We start from the raw sequence: 17,578 nt of genomic DNA, 5'->3' as shown, positions 1-17,578 counted from the left end.
GTGGTTTCGCCTCGAATTCCTATCCTTTCAAACAACTTCAGGAGATTTCATGAAGCGCATTTCCACCGTTGCCGTTGCCGCCGCAACCGCAATCTCGTTGACCGTCGCCCCTGCGTTCGCAGAGGAGAACGCCCCAGCGAAGGACACCACGGCTCCAACCGCCGAGCAGACCCCTGGTGACACCAAGGATCAGAACACCCAGGAAACCCCTGATACCGGCAAGGAGTCCGACAAGAAGGACGAGGAGAAGCCAGGCGAGACCGAAAAGTCAGGCGAGACCGAGAAACCAGGCGACAACAACACGAATCCTGGCACCAACAACAACACGAAGACGTCCGGCAGCTCCAAGGGCCACGCCCTCGGCGCTTTCGCAGGTATCCTCGCTGCGGTCCTGACCACCGGCTTGATCGTCCTGTCCGACCCGACTGGCCTCAACAAGCTCATCGACATGGCAAACGCGCAGTTCCACCTGGGTCTCGGACACGTCCACGTGCCGAAGGTGTTCTAAGCTTCACCGCTACTTCAGACAAACAGGGAGTTGAACGTGAATACACGCTCACTGGTCGCGCTTGCAATCACTACCGCACTCGGCGGAGCATGCCTCACGGCAAGCCCACTGATGGCACAAGAGAAGCAAGACACGCCGACCACGCAATCACGTGTTACTGCCACAGAAACAGCACCTGCTGTGACCGTGACGGTTACCGCTTCGCCAGTACCAAAGACCACGGAGCCACGAAAAGCTGAAGGCCCAAGCTCCGAAGCGATCAACAAAGGCATCATGACCGATGAAACTCGCGAGATTTTCAGCTATATCTCGGCTGGCATCGCACTCTTCGTCGGGCTGATTCAGATGATCACCGCGGCGATCAAGGCGATCCCTGGAGCGCAGGACAAGCTGAAGTCCATGCTTAAGTAGCTGCGTAGCACACAACGCTAAGGCCGGTGCCCTCCTTTCACAGAGTGGGCACCGGCCTTAGCTCATTTGGCTACTGCGATTAGCCAAACAGATGGCGCGTCGCGATCTCTGCGCCCTTCACCAGTGATTCCAGCTTCGCCCAGGCGATCTGGTGGTTCAGGCGCCCACCCAAGCCACAGTCTGCCGAAGCGATAACGTTTTCTGGGCCGACGACCTCAGCGAACTGAACGATCCTATCCGCAACCAACTGTGGGTGCTCGACAGCGTTCGTGCTGTGCGAAATAACGCCCGGATAAATAACGCTGCCCTCTGGCAACGCGTGGTCCTGCCAAACGCGCCACTCATGCGCGTGACGCGGCGATGCCCCCTCGAAGGAAAAGCCGCCAACCTCTGCCCGCAGGATCTCCTCGATAATGTCACCGAACGGTACGTCGGTAACGTGCGGGCCGTGCCACGAACCCCAGCAAATGTGCAGGCGAGTCAGTTCCTTCGGCAAGTCGCGGATGGACTCATTGATGGCGTCGATACGAATACGCAGCCACGCACGGTAGTCTTCCAGGGTCGGCTCGGGGTTAATCTGATCCCAGGATTCCGCAAGGTCAGGTGCGTCGAGCTGCACGGTCAAACCGGCGTCGGTAATTGCCTTGTACTCGTGTGCCATCGCAGCAGCACACGCCTGTACGACTTCTTCGTCGGTGTTGTAATACTCATTCTTCAGACGGGCGGCGGAGCCTGGCGAAAGCGCTGCGACAAACCCCTGCGTGGCACCGGCGCGATCCATGGAGCGCTTCAGCAGTGCAACGTCCGTCTCAACTTCCTGCTGGCCAATGTAGGTAATCGGACCCGTGAACTTCGGGTTACCAACCTTCGCACGGCCAGTGAAAATGCCGGAGTGCGGGTCGGAGTACGCCTCGGAAAAGAGTGCGCGGTCTCGGCGATCAGCGAAGCTGGTCAACTCAATGTTTCCAGGCGTGGAACGCTTGATCTCCTGCGAGGCCCAGCGGTCCTCGTCGGTCATGGTCAGTCCACCAAGACGAGAGAAAGAGTAGTTCCACCAAGCACCGTAGTCGACCGCGCCAGAGGTGATGTGACCGTACTCACCCTCGTTGATGATGTCGATGCCCAGGTCAACCTGGCGCTGCACAACCTCGTCGATCGCGCGCTCAAGGATCTCCTTGAAGTCCTCGTCGTTGATTTGCTGCTCCGAACGAAGTTGGTTCGCTTCGAGCAGCTCAGGGGTGCGCGGCAGGGACCCAACGTGTGTTGTCAAAATCTTGTGCTCGGACATATATTATGCTCCACTCATTCGCCTCTTAGCTGGTATTGATTCCAACGACAGAGTGTAGCCAAGCTGATTTTCACACCGGGGAATATATTCACTCCCCTCCACTAGCCGAGGATCCCAACCCCCATCGTCGCCTTCAGATCGCCCATTAAGCTCGCCGAACGCTCCACCCGCAGATGGTCGCCTAACACCATCATTTGCGTCTCGTCGCCATGTACAAGGTTCAGGTACACATCCGAGTCGCCCGGGTTGTTCTGCAGCACGCCCTTCAAACGCTGGATATTATCCACAGTGCACTGCTCGGTGCGAAGCGTGAGACGCAGTGGCAGCCCAGCACCGTTGCCAGGCCCGAGCTCCGGCGTTTTGACGTCGTCGCCGAACAGGCTCATGCGTTCGTCACGGATCGAGACGTGCGCCTTCACAAGGATGATATTGTCTTCCACAATTTGTGGCGCAACCAGCGAATACACCTTGTTAAACAGCAACACGTCAACGGAGGCGCCGTGGTGATCCTCAATCGTGACGATCGCCCAAGGGGAACCGTCCTTCTTCGAGAAACGCCGATCGACCGAAGAGATCAGACCGCCAATCGTTACCTCGGCGCCGTTTCGCAATTCGCCGGAGAGGATCGTCGTTAACTGAGTATCGGTCTGTGCGTCAATTGCTTCCTCGAAGCCGTCAAGTGGGTGGCCCGAGACATACAAGCCCAGCATCTCACGCTCGAGAGCAAGTTTGTGTTTCTTGTCCCACTCCTCATCCGGGATCTGCAGCGCAAACGCGTTGTCAGCAGCAACTGCGTCGTCACCTCCGAAGGAGGCGAACAGGTCGAACTGCCCCTTGTCAGCAGCCTTCTTCGTGGTAAGCACAGAATCGACGGCATCCTCCTGGATGAGCATCAATCCCTTGCGCGGGTGCCCAAGCGAGTCAAACGCACCGGCCTTAATTAGAGATTCAGTAATTCGCTTATTACATGGCAGTAGGTCAATCTTGTCGAGGTAGTCAGAGAAGCTCGTGAACTCGCCCTTCGTCCGGCGCGTCTCCTTAATCGACTCAACAACTTCGACGCCGACATTACGCACCGCCGCGAGGCCGTATCGAACGTCCTCGCCAACAGCCATGAAGTTCTCTTCGGAAGCATTAATATCTGGCTGGAGCACGGAAATGCCAAGGTGGCGGCAGTCGGAAAGGTAGATCGCCGACTTGTCCTTCTTATCGCCCACCGAGGTCAACAACGCCGCCATGTACTCAGCGGTGTAGTTCGCCTTCATGTACGCCGTCCAGTAGGACACCAGCGCGTAGCCCGCCGCGTGAGACTTGTTAAACGCGTACGAGGCGAACGGCTCAATGATCTGCCACAGTGCGTCCATCGCGCTCTTGGAATAGCCGTTGTCTTGCATCCCCGACCAGAACTTCTCGTACTGCTGCGCCAGCACCTCTGGCTTCTTCTTACCCATGGCCTTACGGAAGCCGTCTGCCTCACCAGCGGTGTAGTTCGCAACCTTTCGGGAGATCTCCATGATCTGCTCCTGGTACACGATCAAACCGTAGGTTTCGTCCAGGATGTCCTTCAGTGGCTCCTCAAGTTCCGGGTGGATGGCCGTAATCGGCTTGCGGCCGTTCTTACGGTCCGCGTAGTCCCAGTGGGCGTTCATGCCCATCGGGCCTGGGCGATACAGTGCAAGCGAGGCGACGATGTCCTTAAAACCAGTCGGGCCCATGCGCTTGAGCAGCTCTTGCATGCCACCCGAGTCCAGCTGGAACACGCCAAGCGTATCGCCGCGAGAGAGCAACTCGTATACCTTCGGGTCATCAGTACTCAACGACTCAAGGTCGATGGTCTCGCCGCGGTTCTTCTTCACGTTTTCCAGTGCGTCGCCAAGCACGGTGAGGTTTCGCAGGCCAAGGAAGTCCATCTTCAGCAAGCCGATGGCCTCACACGCTGGGTAGTCCCAACCAGTAATGATCGCACCGTCGGCAGGCCGCTTCCACATCGGGATGTGGTCCATCAAAGGCACCGACGCCATAATCACGGCACAAGCGTGCACGCCTGCCTGGCGCACAGTACCTTCAAGGCCACGCGCAGTCTCGTAGATGCGGGCTACATCCGGGTCAGTCTCAATCATGGAGCGCACCTCGGTCGCCTCGTTGTACCGCGGGTGTTCCGGATCCGTAATACCTGCCAGCGGAATGTCCTTCGCCATGATCGCAGGAGGCAGCGCCGCGTTAATACGGTCCGCCATCTGGAAGCCGGGCTGGCCGAAGTTCACCTTGGCCGAGTCCTTAATAGCCTGCTTCGTCTTAATCGTGCCGAAGGTAATCACCTGCGCGATCTTGTCCTCGCCCCAGCGCTCTGCAGCGTACGTGATCATTTCCCCGCGTCGGCGGTCGTCGAAGTCGATATCAATATCAGGTGCCGACGGCCTCTCCGGGTTCAAGAACCTCTCGAAGAGCAGGCCATGCTCCATCGGGTCAATGTTCGTGATGGTCAGCGCGTACGCCACAAGCGCACCCGCCGCGGAGCCACGGCCCGGCCCGACGCGAATGCCGACCTCGCGCGCATGCTTGATCAGCTCGGCAACGATGAGGAAGTAGGACGGGTAGCCCTTCATATCGATGACGTCGATCTCGTAGTTCGCGCGCTCGATGTATTCCTCCGGCACCTCCCTGCCCTCGAAGCGCGCCTGCAAACCACGCATCACTTCCTTGCGCAGCCACGTTGTTGGGGTCTCCCCTTCCGGCACGTCAGCCACCGGCATCCGGTCGTGCGGATGTTCCTCCCACAGCTCGCTGTAGTCACCGACACGCTCCGCAATCCACAGGGTGTTATCGCAGGCGTCAGGCACCGTAGAGTCCCACAGGTCGCGCATCTGCTCAGCTGACTTGATGTAGTAGCCGGTGCCGTCGAACTTAAAGCGGTCCGGGTCCATCAGCGTCTTGCCGGTCTGCACACACAACATGGCCTCGTGCGCCGGCGCCTGGGACTCCAGGACGTAGTGACAGTCGTTCGTCACCAGTGGCGGAAGGTCGAGCTCCTTGCCGATGCGCAGCAAGTCATTGCGTACGCGCTGCTCAATATCCAGACCGTGGTCCATGAGCTCGAGGAAGTAGTTATCGCGCCCGTAGATGTCCTGCCACATCGCCGCGGCCTCAAGGGCCTCACGGTACTGGCCAAGACGCAAACGGGTTTGCACATCACCCGACGGGCAACCCGTGGTGCCGATGATGCCGTCGGCGTGCTCGGCGACAAGCTCCGCGTCCATGCGCGGCCACTTGCCCAGCTGTCCCTCGTACGAAGCCAGCGACGAGAGCTTGAACAGATTGCGCAGGCCGGTCGCGTTTTCTGCCAGCATCGTCTGGTGCAGATACGCACCGGAGGCGGACACATCGTCGCGCTTCTGGTCAGGGGTGCCCCACAGCACGCGCTTCTTATTCAGGCGCGACTCCGGCGCCAAGTAGGCCTCGATGCCAATGATCGGCTTCACCCCCGCGTCCTCCATCTGGCGGTAAAACGCGTTCGAGCCGAACATATTACCGTGGTCAGTCATGCCCACTGCGGGCATGCCCTGGCGCACGACCTCCTCCGCAAGCATGTCGACTTTCGCCATGCCGTCGAGCATCGAAAACTCGGTGTGGTTATGCAGGTGGACGAAGGAAGATTTTTTGGCCATGCGCTTCATCTTATCCAGACTTCGGACACGGCCAAAAGAGCCAGCAACCAGCGAACTTATTCGTAACGCAAAGCATCAATAGGCTGCATCTTTGCAGCCTTCGCGGCCGGATAGGCACCGAAGAAAATACCGGTTGCCAGCGAAAACCCGAGCGCCAGCACAATTGCGCCGAGCGGCGGCCAAGTAAAGGCATCGAATGCGGCCGTCGCGATCATGCCAATCGCCCCGCCCAGAATTACACCGATGATGCCGCCAATCAGGCACACCAGCATCGCCTCGACGATGAACTGTGTACGGATATCGCTTTGCTTGGCTCCCAACGCCTTGCGCACACCGATCTCCCGCGTGCGCTCAGTGACGGTGATCAGCATGATGTTCATCACACCGATACCACCGACCAGCAAAGAGATACCGCCGATCGCGGAAAGCACCGTCGACATGATGCGGAATACGCTCGTCAGCTCTTCCAAGCTCGAGGAAAGATCCACCACCTCAATGGTGTAATCCTCGTTATTGGCGTACCAACGGTCCATGTAGTGTTGCAGGTCGGCCTGGAAGGTCTTCGCGTCTTCATCCGGCGCCGATTGCACCGAAAATGACGTGAACCAGTCGCTGTCAAGCCCAACGCGATCTGCAGCGGTGAGCGGGATATAGATGTCCGCAAACTGTTCTGCGGCACCAAACATTCCGCCGCCTCGGGAATCTTCCTCGCCATCGAGCACGCCCACGATAGTGAACACTGCCGGCTGGTCGTCTACAACCACATCGATGCGCTTGCCCAAACTGGCTTGGGCGTTGCCGTCGAAGAGGGCGTCGATAAGCGAGGGGCTCACGACTGCGAGCGGCCGGTGCCCATCGATGTCATCCTGGGAAATCTCGCGGCCGAACTGCACTTCGATGTTTCGCACCTTCATCGAGTCTGCAAGGACCGGCTTGACGTTCGTGGACACAGTTGTGTCATCGGAGACCACTTCCCCACTCGTGGAAACATCGATGTCCACGCCCTGGATACGGTCCCCAAATGCCTGACGCAGCTCATCGAGCTGCTCGGGAGTGACTGCGTTGCGCTCATCGGATGGTGGCGCGTAAGAAAACGCCGCGAAGGGATCCTCGGATGCATCCGCGTCATCGGGACGCTCATGCACCATCACCGGGTGCGTCGTAGTGCCGACGCCTTCAAGCCCCGACATCACCTGGCGCTCCAGACCACGCCCCAGCGTCATAATAATGACCACTGCCATAATGCCGATAATGATGCCCAGCAGCGTCAGCAACGAGCGAAGCTTGTTCTTCCGAAGCGACGAGGAGGCAAGCTTGATTGACTCTCCTACGTTCATGGCCTCGCCCCCAGTGGGGCGCGAACCTGCGCGATGCGCCCGTCCATCATCTCTACAATGCGGCCGGTTTCTTCTGCCAACTCAGGGTTGTGCGTAATGAAGACGATGGCTTTACCAAGGTCGTCGTGCAGCTCATGGAAGAGGTCCATCACCATGCGGCCCGTCTTGGAGTCAAGCGCGCCTGTGGGCTCGTCGGCGAGTAACAGGTCAGGGTCGTTGGCAAGACTGCGAGCAATTGCCACGCGCTGCTTCTGCCCACCCGACAGTTCGTTCGGGTTATGGTGCAAGCGGTCGCCCATGCCCATCATGTTCAAAAGTTCAGCGGCGCGCTCCTCGCGCTCTTTCTTATCGACGCCCGCATACATCATTGGCATCGCCACATTTTGCAACGCGTCGATTCGACCGATCAGGTTAAAGTTCTGGAAGATAAAGCCGATGTTCTGGCTACGATACGCGGCCAGCTCGTTGTCCGACTTGGCGTACACCGGCTCGCCGTTGAACGCGTACGCGCCGTCTGTCGGCCGGTCGAGCATGCCAACCAGGTTCATCAGCGTCGACTTGCCGCAACCCGACGGGCCGACGATAGAGACAAATTCGCCCTGCTCTGCATGGAAGTCGATGCCATGCAGCACGGTCAGCTCGCTGGGCTCTCCGACGTTGTACGTCTTGACGATCCTGCGCATGTCAATGAGCAGACCGCTCTTCGACATCGCCTCTTGCCCTGCAGGTGTGTGCAGTGCTGGTTGAGGTTGCGCAACTGGCTCTGTCGGCGTTGGTACTTCGAGCTCCTCCGTCGAAGGCTCGGCGGCCTCAAACAACTCGTCGAACTCTGCGTCGGTGGCATCGTCCTGTACGCGTTGTCGGGAGTGCTTTCGGAAGGGATTCCGTGCCATCGCCTACCCCTCCTTTTCCGCTGGCGCGGAAGACTTCGGCGCTGCAGAAGACGTCGCCGGAGTGGTTGCAGCGGCACTGCCTGTCGGCTTCTTGTCCTTTGCGTCCTTTACCTGCTCAGGATCAAAGTTTTCATCGTTGACCTTCACCGTGGAGCCAACCTTGTCCTTGAAGTTCTCAGGCCAGTTGATCACGATGTCGCCTGGCTTGAGCTCGCCCCCCGTGACAGCGACGTCAACGTCATTCTTCGCACCGGTCTTGACAGTGCGCTCTTCTACGACGCCGCTGGTATCTCCTGGGTTTTCCGTTGCCAGCACCAAGACCTTGTTTTCGTCGTAGACGGCATCGCGTGGAATGTTGATCGAGTTCTTTGCTTCTTCCGTGATGATCTCCGCGCGCACGCTGCCGCCAAGCAACAGCCCTTCTTTGTCGCCGGTGACTTCGATCTCAACGGGGAACATCACCGAGGAGCCTCCGCCGCTGCCACCTGCGGACATTGCGGCTGCAGCCTCTGCCCCACTACCAGCACTCGCGCCTGTGGAACCGACCGGGGAAACTCGCGTGACGCGCCCAGTGAACTTCTTCTTACCCGTCGCAGTCGAGGTGAACTCAACGCGGTTGTCCTGCTTGATCGCCGGGACGTCCGCCTCGCGCACACTCGCGCGGATCAACAGTCGGGAGTCATCTGCGATGCCAAGGACGCGACCCTGCGGGATATCGCCTACCTGCACGTCAACGTTGGTGACTACGCCAGCCATTGGAGCGTTAATCGTTGCTTCCTGCACTTGGAGCTGCAGCGTGCCGTCGTCGTCAGCGGCAGAAGCATTCTCTGCTGCGCGCCACGCGGAGTCAACCTGTGCCTGGAGCTGCTGCCGCTCCTGCCCGGCCTGCGCCTTGGCGGCCTCCAGCGCGGCTTGCGACTCCTGAAGTGCAGCTCGAGCCTGCTCCACGTTCAGCATCGGGACAGCACCCTGGCCGCCACCCGGAACTTGACCCGGCGCGGCCGGGGCTGCAGGAGGTGCCGTGCGTATGCCGTGGCCGGAACCGCCTGGCAGACGGGAGGACAAATCGCCGGCCATCTTTTGAACGTGGGCTGCGATCTTCGGCGAAGCGATCATCCGTGCGCCACCCTGCGCGGCAAGCGCAGCATCAAGCGCTGCCTGCGCCTGATCCACCTGGGCCTGCGCCTGAGCCACGGCCGGGTTGGAGCCGTTTGCCATCGCCTGGTCGTACGCGTTGAGCTGACTCTTGGCCTGCTCAACGCCCTGCATTGCTTCTGCCTGGGCGCTCGCTTGCTGCTTTTCCTGCTTCGCCAGTTGGCGCTGCAGCGCGTCGGTGTTCATCTGCACCAAGAACTGGTCTTTCGCGACGCGGTCACCGGGCTGGACTGCGAGTCGCTCCACCTCGGACTGCAGCGGGGTCGTGATGCTGACAGAGCGAATCGGCGCGATGTTGCCGTTGACCACGATGCTGTTGGTGAGGTTTTCCTCTGCAGCAATCGTGTAATCTCCGGCGAGCAAACCATCGTGCCCACCGTCTTCACCACCGCCAATAGCGCCGCACGAGGCTGCAAATAACGCTGCAGTTGTAGCCAGCGTGGCACCCACAATTCGCGTTTTCGAAAATCGCTGACGCTGCGGGCTTCGGGCGTTGACTCCAGGATCGGAAACCAATGTCTCTCCTCGTGTTGTTTTCCGCGCATCATTTGGGCGCGCGTATAGGTGCAATCCCGAAAAACTATACACGCCCGCCCTGTGCGTCTATGAAACTTACGGGCCGGATTGCAAATGCTCCCCACACTGCGTCAGCTGGTAAAACTTCCACAGCAAACACATCGTTCACATCATTCACATCAGCCAAATGGGCAACAGTGTCGTAGACGACTGCGCCTTCAATGTGCGCTGAGACTTCTCGGAATATTTCGGCGCGCGACGCTCCGGGCGCAGGCTCTCCGACTGGATTCGCACCTAACTTGGTGATCACGGCATTCACACGCCCAATCGGGCGTAGCACTGCGTCTGCTTCTTCTGGGTCTAAAGGATGGCTAAACGATACAAGCGCGAAATGAGCCTGTTCACCTGCCTGCGCTGCCTCCTCGAGGCTCTGCTCCGCGCGCGCCGCGTACGCCTGCGCCGTCTCACCTTGTTCCACCCCAAGGGCATCCCCTTGCAGCACAGGTTGCTCCGGTGGATTATTGACGCCAACAAGGTAGCAGCATCCGTAAAGCAAAGCACCGGCGAGCAACGCCGCGATTGCGCCCCGCCATCCCTTTGCCTGGTTAGCCACGGTTCGCCGATCGTAACATGTCCAAGGCATGCTGCAGGTCGTCCGGGTAGGAAGATTTCACCGTCATTGGCTTTCCGGTACTTGGGTGGTCGAACGTCAAGCTGGTGGCGTGCAGCCACTGTCGGTTGAGCGCAAGTTTGGCGGCAAGGTTCGGGTCACACCCGTACATTGGGTCGCCGACGCACGGGTGCCCTACCGAAGACATGTGGACACGAATCTGGTGTGTGCGCCCTGTTTCCAGATGGACCTCAAGCAGGCTTGCCTGGCGAAACGCCTCGAGCACCTCGTAGTGCGTAATACTCTGGCGCCCATCCGCCGTGACAGCAAACTTCCACCCCGCCGACGAATGGCGCCCGATCGGCGCGTCAATCGTGCCGACAATCGGGTCAGGCAGCCCCTGCACCACCGCGTGGTACGTCTTGTGCACCGTTCGGTCCTTGAACGCACGCTTCAGCACAGAATAGCCACGCACACTATTTGCGACAACCATCACTCCGGACGTGCCGACGTCCAATCGCTGCACAATCCCCTTGCGCTCCGGGGGGCCAGCATCTGGCAGTGTAAAACCCATCGCCTGCAACCCACCGACCACGGTTGGCCCCTCCCAACCCAGTGTTGGGTGGGCGGCAACGCCTACCGGCTTGTCCACAGCGATGACGTCCGCGTCGTGGTAGATCACGTCGAGTCCGTCGACGTGCTCGGCCACAGGCTCCGGCGCGCGCTTCGGCGGTGGCAGCGTGGCCTCCAGCAGGGCGCCCGCAGTAACACGATCGGATTTCTGTACTGGGGAGGCGTCGATAAGTACGCTGCCGTCGGCGATCATCTCTGCCGCAACACTGCGCGAGACCCCAAAGAGCTTTGCAATTGCCGCGTCAACGCGCATCCCCGACAGCCCCTCAGGCACCGGAAGCGCGCGAAACCCCGTACTCACGACCGCGCCTCCTTTGCGAACATCGAGATGACGACGACGGCCACCCCGATGGTGATGGCGGCGTCGGCAAGGTTGAACACTGCAAACGAACCGATGGAGATGTAGTCAACGACATGGCCGAACCAAAAGCCCGGCTCGCGCACGAGCCTATCGATGAGGTTGCCAAGCGCCCCTCCCGCGATCAACGCCACCCCAAGTGTCTCCCACCTGCCAGCAAGGCGTGGGGCATAGATCAACGCACCGATAACGAACGCAAGCTGGATCGTCGTGAACAGCCACGTCGAGTTCTGCCCCATCGAAAACGCCGCGCCAGGGTTAAACAATAAATACAGTCGAGCCCAATCACCGATCACTGGCATGGGCTCACCGGGTGTCAAGGATGTCACCATAATCTGCTTGACTACTTGATCCACAGCAGCAATAGCGAGCATGACGCCGACGATGACACCGAGCGAGCGACGCTTCGCTGACGCTCCACCGCGCACACGTGATTCCTTTGAATTACCCATCGCAGATAACTGTAGTATGCAAATGCTGTAGCTTGTGAAGTTGTGTTGTACTCCGCTCATCCCAAAAGTTCATTGTTCAGCCCTCTGACCATCACCGCCGCGGTTTTTGCGCTCACTGCATGCAGCGCCGAGGAGCCGGATCCATTCGCTGACATTCCCGAGTTCGCCGTTGAGTCACCAGTCGTGCAGGTACTTTCACAAGGACAAAACCCGCAGGTGTGGAAGTACGAGGACGGCGCATCAGCAGACAGCGAAACTACGGCGCCGCAGCGGGTCGCGCTGTCGCACGCGATTGCGCAGTACCCCGGCGAGGAGGGCTCGGAGCCGGTCATCGCGCGCGAGCACGAGCGCGACACAGTCACGCTGACCGTTTCGACGCACACTTCAGAAAGCAACAGCGAGGGTGCTGTGCGCCAGGTAGACCTTGTCGCAGAAGGGTTAGAGCACTCGGATTTAGCGATGCAGAACAGCTTGACGTCAAACGAGGGCTTCCAGATGCGCTGGCACAGCGACCCTAACGGCACAGTATCGGCGGTGCAACTGATGCCTACGGCGGATTCCGATGAGGAAGGCCGGGCCATCGCCGAGCAGAACTTGCTCGAGTTGATGTCGTGGCAAGTTGTCTTCCCGGATGAGCCAGTCGGCGTAGGCGGCTCCTGGAAAGTTGAGCAGCGAGGATTTGGCACCTCGGACATGCTACGGACCACCACGTACACGCTGGAATCCGCACAGGACGCAACACTCGAGCTGAAAGTAGATGTCCAGGAACGCCCACTCAAGCGATCCATCACGATTGATAACGAGGTCGCTGGCGCCTTGGACGGAACGACGCTGCACGTGGTGAGCAACACTTCGCACTCGGAGGGCTCGCTGACGGTGGACCTGCATTCGCCACTTCCGGTGGGCGGTTCTGTGCTTACCGCTACGCGGCTTGTCTACGGCAGTGACGAAGCCGATACCCGTGTGGCCCAAGACACCACGAGCGTTGTGGACTATAACGTATAAGAGACGGCCCACATTTGATGACGAGGAACATCCCATGACTGCCCCACTGCATATTGGCCTTGACGGCATTTCGTTTTCGTACCCAGGCGGACACCGCGTCCTCACTGACATTTCTTTCGCGGTGCCATCCGGGTCTGTCACCGGGCTCATCGGAGAGAACGGCGCCGGCAAATCGACGCTGCTCGGCATCATCTCCGGAGAGCTGAAACCCGACGCAGGGGTGCTTATCACGCCCCCGATCACGGGCTTCATCCCGCAGGAAACCTCGCTGCCGTTCAGCGAGCCCGCCCAATCACTTATCGACGAAGCCGTCAAAGAGCTTCGCGCTGTCGAGGAAGACATCTCAACCTTTGCGCAGCGCATGGTCGACAACCCAGACGACCAGGAGGCGGCCGACGCATACGACCGGGCGTTGTCCCGCGCGGAAAACTCAGGTGTGTGGGAGTTGGATGCCCGCATCGCCACCGTGTTGGCTGGCCTCGGCCTTGCGAACGTCGACTTGGCCACCCCACTGGGCGAGATGTCTGGCGGGCAACGCCGACGGTTTGCACTGGCCACGCTGCTGCTACACCCGGTGGACGCTATGGTGCTCGACGAGCCGACCAACCACCTCGACGACGAAGCCGTCGACTTCCTCATCGGCGAGCTCGAGGCATTCAAGGGGCCTGTACTCGCCGCGTCGCACGACCGCTACTTCCTCGACACCGCGTGCGACGGCATCGTCGACCTCGACCCCGGCCTTGGAGCCGAGGGCGGCTTCGGCGAGGAGACCCGCCAGGGCACCCGCTACCGTGGCGCGTTCAGCGACTACCTCAAGGCCCGCGAGGACCGACGCCGCCGCTGGGAAAGCGACTACGCAGCGCAAGAGCACGAGCGCGCCAGGCTTGAGAAGGCCGCTGAGCAAACCGGCGAGGACATCTTCCACTCCCAAGAAGCCTCTTCTGACATCCGAATGGCGGCAAAGTACCAGGCGGACCGCGCGGCGAAGACGGTGGGCAACCGCAGGCGCTCGGCGTCGCAACGCCTCGAAGCGCTTGAGCGAACGGAGATTCCGGAGCCGCCGGCTCGCCTGCGCTTCCGCGGCCTTCCGCCGCATACCGCGACCTCGCTTGGGCTCCCGGCGCTGGTCACCCAGAACCTCTCCGTTCCTGACCGCCTCGCCCCACTGAGTATCAAAGTGCAGCCCGGCCAGCAGCTCCTCGTTGAAGGCCCAAATGGCTCCGGCAAGTCCACGCTGCTGAAAATTATCGACGGCCAGCTGCGCGACTACGAGGGCGAGATCATCATGCCGGAAGAGATGACCGTCGCACGCCTCGAGCAGGACGACTCGTGGACGGACCTCGACAAAACCGCGGGCGAAGTGTTCGCGGAGCTCACCCCAGAGGGTGTGCCAGACCTCGTAGAAATGGGCCTGATGACCGAGGAGCAGGCGGCGAAGAAGCTCGACGACCTCTCGCTCGGCCAGCGTCGCCGCGTCTCACTCGGCATCATCCTGGCGTGCCCGCCTGACCTGCTGCTGCTCGACGAGCCGACAAACCACCTCTCGCTCGCACTGGCCGAAGAGCTGGAGCACGCCCTGCTCGCGTTCGAGGGCACCGTCATCATCACCAGCCATGACCGTTGGGTACGCCGCCAGTGGCACGAGCGCCAGGCCAAGAAAGACGCACGCGCCAGAACTCTGACTCTCGCCACGTTGTGGACTGAGGAGCTCTGGCGCGCGGATAAGCAGTAGTGTCTGCTTAGAGGTTCGGTGCCTGCTGGTAGCCTTCCGCAGGCTGCTCACCTGGCTGCTCTTCAGCCGGGGCTGCCGGCTGCGGAGCGGAGCTCTTGCACATCTCTGGCACCTGCTCAGGCGGCAGGGTGTTGTTGATCAGGGTGCATGCCCAGACCTGAGAAAGCTTCCACACGCCGTCTTCGAAGACGAATTCCACGTCCTCCGCGAGCTGCGGCTGGGAGTCGGGACGGGTGAAGCTGACCGTTGCCAGAACGGTATCCGGGGTGTAGCCAGGAAGCACAGGCGGTACGACCTGGAAGTTCGCGCCGGACTCCTCCTGGGACTGCGCCATCACGTCGAACAGTTCAGGGACGTTCTCTCCGCCCTGGACCGTGTTCACGCGCTCCTCAATCGGCAGGCTTGCATCGGTTGCGCGCATGAGCACTGCGTTGAGTTCTTCAGCGGTTGGCTGCTGCGCGGCGGGCGCGACAGACTCGCTGGTGGCCTGCGTTGCCGTGGTCGCGGGATCATCCTGGCTGTTGTCGCCAGAGCATGCGCTCACGCCGAGCCCGAGGCCCAGCGCGGCGGCGACAGCTACGATCGGTGCTGCTTTCACGATTTCTCCTTGAAGCATTGTCTTCAGCGGCTCACGGTCACAGTTAGCGATCCGACACCGCTCTAACCTTGCCAACGTTACCGGCGTTTTTACCTTGGCACCAATACGCCACTCTGGCACGCTGTGAGTTATGGAATCTTTCGTACTGCTCATCGCCACCGGTGGCACCATCGCATGCACCGCAAACTCTGAAGGCGCACTCGTTCCAAGCCTTAGCGCTGAAGACCTCGTCCACTCCAGTGGCACCACCGAGCCCGTCCGCGTGTATGACGCGCTGCGTCTCGACTCGTCCGCGATCACCTTCGCTGACATCGACAAGCTTCGCTCCCTCACTGCACAAGCACTGCAAGACCCGCAGATCAGTGGCATCGTAATTAGCCACGGCACCGACTCCATGGCGGAGACCGCATTCGCACTCGACATCGTGCACGACGACCCCCGCCCTATTGTGCTTACCGGTGCCCAGCACGCCGCCGACCACGAACACCCCGACGGCCCCGGGAACCTCGCGGGCGCAATTGCCGCCGCCGCAGATCCGCTTCGACGCAACAACGGCGTACTCCTCCACTTCGGCGGCGCCACCCTGCCCGCCCGCGGGCTGTTGAAGCGCGACACACACGCCCTCGAAGCCTTCACCTTGAGCAGCGAACGCCCACTTCCCCGCCCCGCAGCACTTGCCAGCAAGCCGTTGGCAGCCATTCACATTCCCATCCTGCGCGCATGGCCCGGCGCGGACGGCGAGATCGTGGATGCCGTCACCAGTATGAACCCGGATGGCATCGTGATCGAGGCGCTCGGATCCGGCAATGTTGGCCCCGGCATGGGTAAGGCAATCACCCGCGCACTCGATTCGGGTATCCCCGTCGTAATCACCAGTTCCGTACCCTACGGCGAGGTCACCTTCGCCTACGGCGGCACCGGTGGTGGCGCTACCCTCGGCTCCCAAGGGGCGATCGCCGCGGGGTTCCTACGCGCTGGTCAGGCGCGCATCGCGCTCGCGACAGCGCTGGCCAACGGCGTGGATCCGGCGTCAGTGTTCTGAGTCGAGCCAGTCCTGCCACGCAAGGGAATCCACCGGGTCCGCTGGCTGGAGCTTGGGGTCGTCGATACGCAATGTGTGCATCTTCCCAGGTCCCGTGGCCCTCGTTTCAAAACGCACGCTCACCCAGCCTTTGCCCGCGCCTTGGACCCAGCCGTGGCCGAAATCCTCGTGGTAAATGTCCTGGGTGGCGCGCCACACGCCGTTGGTAGGCCCGTCGTATAGCTCGACTGCAACATCGCTGCTGGCCACGTGGTCGCTGACCCCGGATTCGTAATCACTGTCAGCGGGTACAGGCCGGATGATTTCCTGGTCTAGCTCCGGAAAGAGTACGTCCTGCAGCGCATCTTCGAGTCCTGAGTAGGACACGCCTACGAGCCGGATCGGGCCGACCTCGTCCGGGTAGCGCACGATGCGAAACGCCGTCGCGCGCAGTGTCTCCGCATCGTCAGTGGCGTAAGGCAGCGTCGCAGAACGCGACTCAATGCGGAAGTCCGCCATCCTTAGCTTCACCGTCACAGTCCTCGCACCGCGCCCATCTTTCAGCAAGCGCCTGTGCGACTCCTCGGCGGCGCGCTCGACCGCGGCGTCAACCTCGGCCGCAGTGGTCAGGTCCTGGGGAAAAGTGTGCTCGGAAGAAATCTGCTTCGCCACGGCCCTCGGCGCCACCGGACGATCATCGTGCCCCCGCGCCAGCTGCCACAACTGCTTCGCGACGACCCCTCCGAGCGCGATATCGACTTCCTTCTCGCTCAGCGCCGCGAAGTCCCCGATCGTTTCAATCCCGGCCTGCGCAAGCTTCGCCTCCGTGACAGGCCCAACGCCCCACAACTCGTTGACGTTCAGAGGGTGCAGCAGCGCTTCCTGCTGTTCGTGAGGCAAAATGTACACCCCGTCGGGTTTTGCCAGGCCCGAGCCGATCTTCGCGTATTGCTTACCACTGCCCGCACCAATCGAGCTTGGCAAGCCTGTCTCATCCTTAATGTCTCCACGTAGCTCGTTGGCCCACTCAAGCACGGTCTCCGGATTCGCTCCCGCGAGCTCCTCGGGCTCCATGAACGCCTCGTCGATAGAGAGCTGCTCCACGACGCTGACCCTGCGCTCAATGATTTCAAACACGCGTTGCGACGCCACCTTGTACACCGGGCGCCGCGGGGCAACGAGCACCGCTCGCGGACCCACCAGCTTCGCAGCTTGGTGGGTCGGCATTGCGGAACGCGCCCCATACTTGCGGGCTTCATAGCTTGCGCCCGCGACAACGCCCCGCCCGTTGACACCAGCAACGAGGACGGGGCGTCCACGTAACGTTGGGCGTGTGAGCTGCTCACAGGATGCGTAGAACGCATCCATGTCGATGTGCAGGACCCAACGTTTCATC

15 protein-coding genes are annotated in these 17,578 nt (G+C 60.8%); 5 read left to right on the top strand and 10 right to left on the bottom strand.

Features of this window, described 5'->3' with window-relative positions:
• Positions 1 to 49 precede the first annotated feature (49 nt).
• On the top strand, positions 50 to 508 hold the full coding sequence (locus KBX13_RS00320; protein ID WP_070362236.1) for a hypothetical protein: 459 nt from the start codon (positions 50 to 52) through the stop codon (positions 506 to 508).
• Between the two features lie 36 nt (positions 509 to 544).
• Positions 545 to 919, top strand: coding sequence for a hypothetical protein (locus KBX13_RS00315; protein ID WP_070362235.1), 375 nt, complete (start codon positions 545 to 547; stop codon positions 917 to 919).
• Between the two features lie 79 nt (positions 920 to 998).
• On the opposite strand, the gene KBX13_RS00310 is transcribed toward KBX13_RS00315, so the two are convergent.
• From KBX13_RS00310 to lspA, 8 genes are all read right to left on the bottom strand, one after another.
• Positions 999 to 2,207, bottom strand: a complete 1,209-nt coding sequence (locus KBX13_RS00310; RefSeq protein WP_256020234.1) for a cobalamin-independent methionine synthase II family protein — start codon at positions 2,205 to 2,207, stop codon at positions 999 to 1,001.
• A 101-nt stretch (positions 2,208 to 2,308) separates the two neighbouring features.
• The gene (dnaE, locus tag KBX13_RS00305) at positions 2,309 to 5,872 is read right to left on the bottom strand and encodes a DNA polymerase III subunit alpha (RefSeq protein WP_256020233.1); all 3,564 of its coding nucleotides are present in this window, start codon (positions 5,870 to 5,872) and stop codon (positions 2,309 to 2,311) included.
• Between the two features lie 56 nt (positions 5,873 to 5,928).
• Positions 5,929 to 7,209 carry an ABC transporter permease gene (locus KBX13_RS00300; RefSeq protein ID WP_070362232.1) on the bottom strand — a complete coding sequence of 427 codons (1,281 nt, stop codon included), beginning with the start codon at positions 7,207 to 7,209 and terminating at the stop codon, positions 5,929 to 5,931.
• Positions 7,206 to 7,919, bottom strand: a complete 714-nt coding sequence (locus tag KBX13_RS00295; RefSeq protein WP_070478973.1) for an ABC transporter ATP-binding protein — start codon at positions 7,917 to 7,919, stop codon at positions 7,206 to 7,208. The genes KBX13_RS00300 and KBX13_RS00295 overlap by 4 nt, the downstream gene beginning before the upstream one ends.
• A gap of 186 nt (positions 7,920 to 8,105) precedes the next feature.
• Positions 8,106 to 9,773: an efflux RND transporter periplasmic adaptor subunit gene (locus KBX13_RS00290; RefSeq protein ID WP_256020231.1), complete on the bottom strand. Its 1,668-nt coding sequence runs from the start codon at positions 9,771 to 9,773 to the stop codon at positions 8,106 to 8,108.
• Between the two features lie 64 nt (positions 9,774 to 9,837).
• Positions 9,838 to 10,386, bottom strand: a complete 549-nt coding sequence (locus KBX13_RS00285) for a hypothetical protein (protein ID WP_256020230.1) — start codon at positions 10,384 to 10,386, stop codon at positions 9,838 to 9,840.
• Positions 10,379 to 11,269, bottom strand: coding sequence for an RluA family pseudouridine synthase (locus tag KBX13_RS00280; protein ID WP_256020441.1), 891 nt, complete (start codon positions 11,267 to 11,269; stop codon positions 10,379 to 10,381). The genes KBX13_RS00285 and KBX13_RS00280 overlap by 8 nt, the downstream gene beginning before the upstream one ends.
• 44 nt (positions 11,270 to 11,313) lie before the next feature.
• Complete coding sequence (gene lspA / locus KBX13_RS00275) at positions 11,314 to 11,826, bottom strand: signal peptidase II (protein ID WP_256020228.1); 513 nt, start codon at positions 11,824 to 11,826, stop codon at positions 11,314 to 11,316.
• Positions 11,827 to 11,898: 72 nt separating this feature from the next.
• Here lspA and KBX13_RS00270 point away from each other — a divergent pair, with 72 nt between their 5' ends.
• Together KBX13_RS00270 and KBX13_RS00265 are read left to right on the top strand one after the other, a co-directional pair.
• Positions 11,899 to 12,831: a DUF6263 family protein gene (locus KBX13_RS00270; RefSeq protein WP_256020227.1), complete on the top strand. Its 933-nt coding sequence runs from the start codon at positions 11,899 to 11,901 to the stop codon at positions 12,829 to 12,831.
• A gap of 34 nt (positions 12,832 to 12,865) precedes the next feature.
• Entirely contained in the window at positions 12,866 to 14,563 is a 1,698-nt protein-coding gene (locus tag KBX13_RS00265; protein WP_256020225.1) for an ABC-F family ATP-binding cassette domain-containing protein, read from the top strand.
• A 7-nt stretch (positions 14,564 to 14,570) separates the two neighbouring features.
• On the opposite strand, the gene KBX13_RS00260 is transcribed toward KBX13_RS00265, so the two are convergent.
• On the bottom strand, positions 14,571 to 15,161 hold the full coding sequence (locus KBX13_RS00260) for a hypothetical protein (RefSeq protein WP_070363472.1): 591 nt from the start codon (positions 15,159 to 15,161) through the stop codon (positions 14,571 to 14,573).
• Between the two features lie 130 nt (positions 15,162 to 15,291).
• Between KBX13_RS00260 and KBX13_RS00255 the strand changes: the two genes are divergently transcribed.
• Positions 15,292 to 16,203, top strand: coding sequence for an asparaginase (locus KBX13_RS00255; RefSeq protein ID WP_070362225.1), 912 nt, complete (start codon positions 15,292 to 15,294; stop codon positions 16,201 to 16,203).
• Here the strand turns inward: KBX13_RS00255 and KBX13_RS00250 are convergent.
• Positions 16,192 to 17,577: a DNA polymerase IV gene (locus tag KBX13_RS00250; RefSeq protein WP_070976574.1), complete on the bottom strand. Its 1,386-nt coding sequence runs from the start codon at positions 17,575 to 17,577 to the stop codon at positions 16,192 to 16,194. The genes KBX13_RS00255 and KBX13_RS00250 overlap by 12 nt on opposite strands.
• Position 17,578: the final 1 nt, after the last annotated feature.

Source organism: Corynebacterium sp. CCUG 51687 (assembly GCF_024453995.1).
GTDB lineage: Bacteria > Actinomycetota > Actinomycetes > Mycobacteriales > Mycobacteriaceae > Corynebacterium > Corynebacterium pseudogenitalium.
This window is presented reverse-complemented; position numbering and strand designations above follow the sequence as displayed.